Raw genomic sequence first — 1,501 nt, 5'->3', positions numbered from 1 at the left:
GGGTCCTGGAGTCTGCGCTGGAAGGTGAGATCGCCGATCACCTCGGCTACGAGAAGCACGGTGCTGCTGGCCGGGGCAGCGGCAACTCCCGCAACTGTGAGTATGAGCGGGTGCTGATCCGCCCTGCGGGTTGACCTGTCCCGCAACTGGCCCCTGTGCCTCGGTCCCGATCTGTCGCCCGTGGGGTGAGGTTCAGCGCAGTAGTGCCGGACCGGTGCCCGCGTGTCCCGATAGGGGCCTCGCGACAGGCGCCGTCACAGTTCTGACCGCGGGCCCGGTCCGGCACGGCCACCCAGCCCTGATGCCGATCGAGGTGCCAATGACCGCCGCCATCCTGCCCCTGCTCGTAGACTCCGTCCAGCCCGAGGCCGTCCTGGGCGTCGATACGCACAAGGACGTCCACGTGGCCGCGGTCACCGACCACCTCGGCCGCGTGAAGGGCAGCGAAGCGTTCCCGGCAACGGCGGCAGGGTATGTCGAGCTGCTGAGCTGGGCCGGGGAGTTCGGTGACATTCGGCGGGCCGGCGTCGAGGGAACGGGCTCCTACGGGGCCGGCCTTTGCCGGTTCCTACAGGCCCAGGGCGTCGAGGTGATCGAGGTCAACCGGCCCGACCGGGCCAAGCGCCGGTCTCGCGGCAAGAACGACACCGTCGATGCGGAAGCCGCCGCCCAGGCCGTCGTCAGCGAGCGAGCCACCGCGGTGCCCAAGAGCGGCGACGGGCCGGTCGAGCAGATACGCGTCTACAAGATGGCCCGGGACTCCGCGGTGAAGGCCCGCAAGCAGGCGATCAACCAGCTCAAGGCGATTCTGATCAACGCCGATCCGGCCCTGCGCGAGCAGCTGTCCGGGCTGGGCAGGGCCGCACTGGTCACCGCGTGCGTCGGTCTGGACGACACGAAGCACGCCGGCGGCGCCGCGGTGCTGCACACTCTTCGGACACTGGCACGGCGCGTCAAGGCCCTGGCTGCCGAGGCCGCTGACCTGGCCAAGCGTATGGAAGCGCTGGTGAAACGGGTGGCACCGGCTCTTCTCGAAGAACACGGGGTAGGCGTCGACAGTGCCGCGTGCTTGCTCGTCGCGGCCGGCGACAATCCCGAACGGCTTGCCGACGAGGCCGCGTTCGCAGCGCTGTGCGGCGTCAGCCCCGTTGAACGCTCTTCCGGCAAGACCCACCGGCACCGGCTCAACCGCGGCGGTGACCGGCAGGCCAACGCCGCGCTCTTCCGGATCGTGCTCACCCGCCTGCGCGGCGAGCCGCGCACCGTCACCTATATCGAGCGACGCACCGCACAGGGCAAGACCAAGCGCGAGATCATCCGCTGTCTCAAGCGCTACCTGGCCCGCCACCTGTTCAACATCATCCAACACGCCATGGCGACCCAGCCAGACTCTGCTGCGGCTTGACGCAACATAGGGGCTTCGGGGGCCGGGCCAAGACCGTGCTGACCGATGTCGGGCCGGTCGAGGTCAAGGTCCCGCGTGACACCTCGGGCACGTTCG

General features: G+C 69.5%; 1 protein-coding gene. It reads left to right on the top strand.

Annotated features, from left to right (window positions below):
- The first annotated feature begins 319 nt into the window (after positions 1-319).
- Positions 320-1,405: an IS110 family transposase gene (locus ACFYTE_RS42360; RefSeq protein ID WP_388722664.1), complete on the top strand. Its 1,086-nt coding sequence runs from the start codon at positions 320-322 to the stop codon at positions 1,403-1,405.
- The last annotated feature ends 96 nt before the right edge of the window (positions 1,406-1,501 follow it).

Source organism: Streptomyces sp. NPDC004629, assembly GCF_042873595.1.
Classification (GTDB): domain Bacteria; phylum Actinomycetota; class Actinomycetes; order Streptomycetales; family Streptomycetaceae; genus Streptomyces.
Note: the sequence above shows the minus strand (reverse complement) of the source record. Positions and strands in the feature narration are given on the sequence as shown.